The organism is Streptomyces sp. NPDC054840 (assembly GCF_053611065.1).
In genome coordinates, this window is record NZ_JBSGZP010000397.1 from 1 (window position 1) to 6896 (window position 6896).

General features: G+C 69.8%; 8 protein-coding genes. 6 read left to right on the forward strand and 2 right to left on the reverse strand.

Annotated features, from left to right (window positions below):
* Positions 1–138 (forward strand): L,D-transpeptidase (locus ACWGIU_RS24870; RefSeq protein WP_453709242.1); only part of this gene is annotated, 138 nt, incomplete at its 5' end.
* A 193-nt stretch (positions 139–331) separates the two neighbouring features.
* On the opposite strand, the gene ACWGIU_RS24875 is transcribed toward ACWGIU_RS24870, so the two are convergent.
* Together ACWGIU_RS24875 and ACWGIU_RS24880 are read right to left on the reverse strand one after the other, a co-directional pair.
* Positions 332–1363 (reverse strand): hypothetical protein, encoded by a 1032-nt coding sequence (locus ACWGIU_RS24875; protein ID WP_453709234.1) that lies wholly within the window; start codon positions 1361–1363, stop codon positions 332–334.
* Positions 1363–2106 (reverse strand): RNA polymerase sigma factor, encoded by a 744-nt coding sequence (locus tag ACWGIU_RS24880; protein ID WP_453709244.1) that lies wholly within the window; start codon positions 2104–2106, stop codon positions 1363–1365. The genes ACWGIU_RS24875 and ACWGIU_RS24880 overlap by 1 nt, the downstream gene beginning before the upstream one ends.
* 342 nt (positions 2107–2448) lie before the next feature.
* On the opposite strand from ACWGIU_RS24880, the gene ACWGIU_RS24885 reads away from it, so the two are divergent.
* From ACWGIU_RS24885 to ACWGIU_RS24905, 5 genes are all read left to right on the forward strand, one after another.
* On the forward strand, positions 2449–3081 hold the full coding sequence (locus ACWGIU_RS24885; RefSeq protein ID WP_453709236.1) for a 2-oxo-4-hydroxy-4-carboxy-5-ureidoimidazoline decarboxylase: 633 nt from the start codon (positions 2449–2451) through the stop codon (positions 3079–3081).
* A gap of 152 nt (positions 3082–3233) precedes the next feature.
* Positions 3234–3614 (forward strand): succinate dehydrogenase, cytochrome b556 subunit, encoded by a 381-nt coding sequence (gene sdhC, locus ACWGIU_RS24890; RefSeq protein ID WP_301367063.1) that lies wholly within the window; start codon positions 3234–3236, stop codon positions 3612–3614.
* Positions 3615–3619: 5 nt separating this feature from the next.
* A complete protein-coding gene (locus ACWGIU_RS24895; RefSeq protein ID WP_376159330.1) occupies positions 3620–4102 on the forward strand; it encodes a succinate dehydrogenase hydrophobic membrane anchor subunit in 483 nt (160 codons plus the stop codon).
* Between the two features lie 23 nt (positions 4103–4125).
* Positions 4126–5880, forward strand: a complete 1755-nt coding sequence (gene sdhA / locus ACWGIU_RS24900) for a succinate dehydrogenase flavoprotein subunit (protein WP_453709238.1) — start codon at positions 4126–4128, stop codon at positions 5878–5880.
* Positions 5880–6638 carry a succinate dehydrogenase iron-sulfur subunit gene (locus ACWGIU_RS24905; RefSeq protein ID WP_453709240.1) on the forward strand — a complete coding sequence of 253 codons (759 nt, stop codon included), beginning with the start codon at positions 5880–5882 and terminating at the stop codon, positions 6636–6638. The genes sdhA and ACWGIU_RS24905 overlap by 1 nt, the downstream gene beginning before the upstream one ends.
* The last annotated feature ends 258 nt before the right edge of the window (positions 6639–6896 follow it).

A 6896-nucleotide genomic window follows, 5' to 3' on the forward strand; every position in this document is an offset into this window, starting at 1 on the left:
GTGCACTACTCCTCGGACTTCGCGGCCCGCGGGTACAGCGGTGCCTCGCACGGCTGTGTGAACGTCCGGGACGAGGGGAAGATCGCGGCTCTGTTCGGCGAGGTGAAGAACGGCGACAAGGTCGTCATCTACTGGTAGCGGCCACACTGCCGGCCACGGCCGGAGGAGAAGAGGCGCGGACGGGGCCGGGGGAACGTGCCCCGCCCGCGCCGGTTGCGCAGAGCCCAGGGGTACGGGGGGAACCCCGGCTCATGCGCGGCCGATGACCAGTCGGCTCGATATGTACTGCGCCGCCGGTTCGAAAAGTGTTACAGGCAGGTCAGCACATGTGTCAGCGGCCGGTGCGCAGGTCGGACGAACCCCGCGGAAGCGTCGGCGTCACGGTCGGCGCCCGGAGCGTCCCGCCCCTCAGCTGGGTGTCGCTTCGCTGGCCGCCGGCGTCCCCGTCGTCGAGCACCGACTTGCAGTAGTCGGGGATCCGGGTGAGGCCGTTGGCCAGGCGCGAGAGCCGGTCACGGCGCGCCTCGTCGAGCCTGCCCGCCTTGAACTCCGTGCAGAGGTCAGCGACCTTGAGGAGGGTCTCGGCCTCCCGGTCGGGGTCCTTGCCGCCCGTACCGCCGCCACCGAAGGTGTCCCGGTCGCCGTCCCTGCCACCGATGCCGCCCGTGGCGCCCGTGCCGCCCTGGACGTCCTTGCCCGAGCCGGCCGTCGCCGACGCGCCCGAGGAGGTGCCGGCGCCCGCGCCGGTCCCGGGCGTCGCGGCCCGCCCGTCCGTCCCGGGCGGCTGCGTCGTGCCCGCGACGGCCGTCGGATTCGAGCCATTCGGCTGCGGGGTGGGCGTCGGCTTCGGACCGGCGCTCGGCGCTCCGCTGCCGATGCCCTGGGCCGGGTCCTCGCCGGCGCTCACGGACACCGCCGGACCGGGTCCCGCGCTGTCGTGCCGGGACCGCTCCAGCAGCCCGGCGCCCGCCGCGGCGGCCAGTCCGCCCACGGCGACACTGGCCAGGGCCGCCGCCAGGCCGAAGCTCACGGCGCGGCGGCGCCGGGGGGCGGGCGCGGGAACGATGAGGCCGAGGTCGACCAGGGGCTCGTCGGACGGAGCCGCCGCGGGAAGAGCCGCGGCGGGGCGCGCGCCGCCGCGGGCCGTACGGAAGGCGGCCACCGCCGCGGCCTCACCGGGCAGTTCCGTGCCCGCGGGCAGCGGCGCGTTCACGCCACCCAGGGCGTCCAGGGCAGCACGCAGCCGGGCCGCCTCGGTGCGGGCACGCTGATCGGCGGCCGGCCCCACAGGTTCCACCGGTTCGCCGCGCAGCAGTTTTTCCGCCGCGGCTTCGTCCAGCCACCTGTTGCGCTCGTCGGCCATCACATGTCCTTCTGCGTCCGCCAACGTGAATCCGTCACACCGGTTTGTTCTACGAAGCCCGCGCCCCGGCCGCGCTGCGCGGGTACGGCGTCGAGATCCCTCCCGCCCCCGCCGCCCCATGCCTGGCCACGGGCATTATGGCCGACCGCCGAGCCCGGGCCCGCGCCGGTGTCCGGGTCGGGCTCGAAGCCGCCCTCCGGGCCGAGCAGTTCGGCCAGCTTCTTCAGGCCCCGGTGGGCCGCGGTCCGTACGGCGCCGGGCCGCTTGCCCAGGGTCTCGGCCGCGCTCTTGGCGTCCAGGCCGACCACGACCCGCAGGACGACGGCCTCTGCCTGGTCCTGCGGAAGCTGCGCGATGAGCGCCATGGTGCGGCCGGTGGAGAGGGCCTCCATGGCGGCGCCCGCGGTGTCGCACTCGGCGGCCCAGCTCGTCAGCTCGGTGTCGTCGCCCCCGATGGCCGGGCGGCGGCCGCGCATGCGGATGTGGTCGAGGGCGCGGTTGCGGGCGATGCGGGCGGCCCAGCCGCGGAAGCGGTCGGCGTCGCCGGTGAAGGAGTCCAGGTCGCGGGCGATCTGCAGCCAGGCTTCGGAGGTCACGTCTTCGGCGTCGCCGTCCCCGACGAGCGTGCGTACGTACCCGAGCAGCCGTGGGTGCACGGCGCGGTACACAGCACGGAACGCGTTCTCGTCGCCGTCCTGTGCCGCGAGCACCGCGGCGGTCAGCTCCGCGTCGTCCCCCAGCAAAGTCCCCAACCCGTTCACTGTCCTGTACGTGTGGCGCAAATCAGCACGTTACGGCTTTCAAGTACCTCTCGTCCACGAGTGATACAACGCGCAACCAATCCTGTGCGGAGCGAGGTGTGACACAAAACGCACCCGTGGCGCTGACATGGGTACGGGCTTGTCGCACGAGCCCGTGACGGATGGCGGCCGGGGCCTCTCCTGTGGGGGGTGGCGGCCTCGGTCGCCCTCCTCCCCTCCCCGAACCTTCACCATGCCTTCCCGTGGCGCTCACGTCATCCTTTCGGCTCACTTCCGGGTGAAATCCTCGAATCGGTACGACACACCCTGCCCTGCGTCGATAGCGTGGCGGTACACCCCCGCCGCGCCCCGAGGAGCCCCCTGCTGTCCAGCCACCTTCCGGCACAGGCCCCAGGGCGCACCTCGCGGACCGGACCCGGGGCAAGCTCCACTCCTTCTCACGGCTTCGGACTGGCTCGGTTCAACGCCCTGTCCCCCGAAGTCGCCCAAGCCGTCCTGCTGCAGTGCTGCGGCAGCCGACGCTGGGCGCACCGGGTGGCGGCGCACCGGCCCTACCCGGATCCCGCCGCCCTGCTCGCCGCCGCCGACGAGGCCTCGTACGACCTCTCGCAGGGCGATCTGACCGAGGCGCTGGCCGCGGAGTGCTCGGCGGAGCTGGACCACGGGGCACCGTACGCCGCCCTGCTGGCCCTCGACGCGGCTCACGCGGAGTACGAACGGAAGTTCGGCCACGCCTTCGTGATCTACCTCGACGGACACCCGCCGGAGGAGCAGGCCGACCAGCTGCTGGGCGCGATCCGCCGGAGGATGGGCCACGAGGTCGACGAGGAGCGCTCGATCTCCGCGGACGAGCTGCGCCGTGTCGCACAGGCCCGGCTCTGGGATCTGACACGCTGGCTGACCTTGTCGGATGGGCTGACTGCCACGGAAATCGGGCTATTCGCCCCTGTGGGATAGCCCGTACGTGCCTGTTTGATCACACCGATGGCCCCCGCGCAAGGGAACCGACAAAGCGTCGCTACGATGTCCGGGGCCGGAGGACCGTACCCGGCCGGGCCCGACCGACAAAGAAGCCGGCTGGCCCCCGCCCCGCTTCCGGAGGGTTTTCCGTGCCGGCTGGAACGTTGTACCGCGGCCGGGAAGGAATGTGGTCCTGGGTGGCTCATCGAGTCACCGGCGTCCTCATCTTCTTCTTCCTGTTCGTACACGTCCTCGACACCGCTCTCGTCCGCGTCTCCCCCGAGGCGTACGACGATGTCGTGGCTACCTACAAGACTCCGATCGTCGCGCTGCTGGAGTACGGCCTCGTCGCCGCCATCCTGTTCCACGCGCTCAACGGTCTCCGTGTCATCGCCGTGGACTTCTGGTCCAAGGGCCCGCGCTACCAGAAGCAGATGCTCTGGACCGTCGTGGTCACCTGGATCGTGCTGATGGGCGGGGCTCTGTACCCCGTTCTGGGCCACGCCTACCTTGAACTGTTCGGGAAGTGACACGCATGTCTTCTGACACTTCTTTCGAAAAGGGCGTCGGTGACGTGGAGGGTGTGTCCCTCTACGACGTCGACAACCCGGCGCCTTACATCGAGGCCCCGCGCAAGCGGACCGGCAAGACCCCGCGCTCGACCCGCGGGAACTTCGAGATGGCCGCGTGGCTCTTCATGCGCCTCTCGGGCATCGTGCTCGTCGTCCTGGTCATCGGCCACCTGCTGATCCAGCTGGTGCTCGACGGCGGCGTGTCCAAGATCGGTTTCGCCTTCGTGGCCGGCCGCTGGGCGTCCCCGTTCTGGCAGGTCTGGGACCTGCTGATGCTGTGGCTGGCCATGCTGCACGGCGCCAACGGTCTGCGTACCGTCATCAACGACTACGCGGAGCGTGCCAACACGCGGCTGTGGCTGAAGGGCCTGCTCTACACCGCCACGGTGTTCACCATCCTTCTGGGCACGCTGGTGATCTTCACCTTCGACCCGAACATCCGCTAGGCAACGGGGCTGAGGCGAAACCAATGAAGATCCACAAGTACGACACCGTCATCGTCGGCGCGGGTGGCGCGGGCATGCGCGCCGCCATCGAGTCGACGAAGCGCAGCCGCACCGCGGTGCTGACGAAGCTCTACCCGACCCGCTCCCACACGGGCGCCGCGCAGGGCGGCATGGCCGCCGCGCTGGCCAACGTGGAAGAGGACAACTGGGAGTGGCACACCTTCGACACGGTCAAGGGTGGTGACTACCTGGTCGACCAGGACGCCGCCGAGATCCTGGCGAAGGAGGCCATCGACGCGGTCCTCGACCTGGAGAAGATGGGCCTGCCGTTCAACCGCACCCCGGACGGCACCATCGACCAGCGCCGCTTCGGCGGCCACTCGCGCAACCACGGTGAGGCCCCGGTCCGCCGGTCCTGCTACGCCGCGGACCGCACCGGTCACATGATCCTCCAGACCCTTTACCAGAACTGCGTCAAGGAGGGCGTGGAGTTCTTCAACGAGTTCTACGTCCTGGACCAGCTTCTGGTGGAGGAGGACGGCGTCAAGAAGTCGGCCGGTGTGGTCGCGTACGAGCTCGCCACCGGCGAGATCCACGTGTTCCAGGCCAAGGCCGTCATCTACGCCTCCGGCGGCACCGGCAAGTTCTTCAAGGTGACCTCCAACGCGCACACCCTCACGGGTGACGGCCAGGCGGCCTGCTATCGCCGCGGCCTGCCGCTGGAGGACATGGAGTTCTTCCAGTTCCACCCGACGGGCATCTGGCGCATGGGCATCCTGCTGACGGAGGGCGCCCGCGGTGAGGGCGGCATCCTCCGCAACAAGGACGGCGAGCGCTTCATGGAGAAGTACGCGCCGGTCATGAAGGACCTCGCGTCCCGTGACGTCGTCTCGCGCTCCATCTACACCGAGATCCGTGAGGGCCGCGGCTGCGGTCCGGCCGGTGACCACGTGTACCTGGACCTGACGCACCTTCCGCCGGAGCAGCTCGACGCGAAGCTCCCGGACATCACCGAGTTCGCGCGCACCTACCTGGGCATCGAGCCGTACACGGACCCGATCCCGATCCAGCCCACCGCGCACTACGCCATGGGCGGCATCCCGACCAACGTCGAGGGTGAGGTCCTGGCGGACAACACCACCGTCGTCCCGGGTCTGTACGCGGCCGGCGAGGTCGCGTGCGTGTCGGTGCACGGCGCGAACCGCCTGGGCACCAACTCGCTCCTGGACATCAACGTCTTCGGCAAGCGCTCCGGCATCGCCGCGGCGCGGTACTCGCAGGAGAACGACTACGTCGAGCTCCCGGAGAACCCGGCGCAGCAGGTCACCGACCTCGTCGAGCAGCTGCGCAACTCCACGGGCAACGAGCGGGTCGCCGAACTACGTCTGGAGCTCCAGGAGACGATGGACGCGTGCGTGATGGTGTTCCGTACGGAGCAGACCATCAAGACCGCGGTCGAGAAGATCGCGGAGCTGCGCGAGCGCTACAAGAACGTGTCCGTCCAGGACAAGGGCAAGCGCTTCAACACGGACCTGCTGGAGGCCATCGAGCTGGGCAACCTGCTCGACCTGGCCGAGGTCATGGCCGTGTCCGCGCTGGCGCGCAAGGAGTCCCGCGGCGGTCACTACCGCGAGGACTACCCGAACCGCGACGACGTCAACTTCATGCGCCACACCATGGCGTACCGCGAGGTCGGCGACGACGGCAAGGATTCGGTCCGGCTGGACTACAAGCCCGTCGTCGTCACCCGCTACCAGCCGATGGAGCGTAAGTACTGATGGCCACCCCGACCATGGACAAGATGGAGGCCGCGGCCGCGGCCTCGCCCTTCATCACGGTCACCTTCCGGATCCGCCGCTTCAACCCCGAGATCTCCGACGAGTCTCAGTGGCAGGACTTCCAGATCGAGATCGACCCGAAGGAGCGCGTGCTCGACGGTCTCCACAAGATCAAGTGGGACCTCGACGGCACGCTGACGTTCCGTCGCTCGTGCGCGCACGGCATCTGCGGCTCGGACGCGATGCGGATCAACGGCAAGAACAGGCTCGCCTGCAAGACGCTGATCAAGGACATCAACCCCGAGAAGCCGATCACCGTCGAGGCCATAAAGGGCCTCACGGTGATGAAGGACCTCGTGGTCGACATGGAGCCCTTCTTCCAGGCGTACCGGGATGTCATGCCGTTCCTGGTCACCAAGGGCAACGAGCCGACGCGCGAGCGTCTGCAGTCGGCCGAGGACCGCGAGCGCTTCGACGACACCACCAAGTGCATCCTGTGCGCCGCGTGCACGTCCTCGTGCCCGGTGTTCTGGAACGACGGCCAGTACTTCGGCCCGGCGGCGATCGTCAACGCGCACCGCTTCATCTTCGACTCGCGCGACGAGGCCGGCGAGCAGCGGCTGGAGATCCTGAACGACAAGGACGGCGTGTGGCGCTGCCGCACGACCTTCAACTGCACCGACGCGTGCCCGCGTGGCATCGAGGTCACGAAGGCGATCCAGGAAGTCAAGCGCGCACTGATCACGCGCCGCTTCTGACTTCTTGACGGACTCCGTCCGCCGGTCTCGACGCAGGCCCCGTCCCCGGTTCGCCCGGGGGCGGGGCCTTTGCCGTTCCCTCGGGGCCCGTCAGCGGCAGATCCGGCGGGTGATCGTCGGGTCGTCGCTATGGTCACCGGCCGCTCCTGCGCCGACGGGATCCTGCGCAGACGTGATCCTGCGCCGACGGGATCCGGCACCGCACCGCCCGCCCGCTCGGGCCGCGCCACACGTCCTCCCCGAAGCCCGGGGACGCTC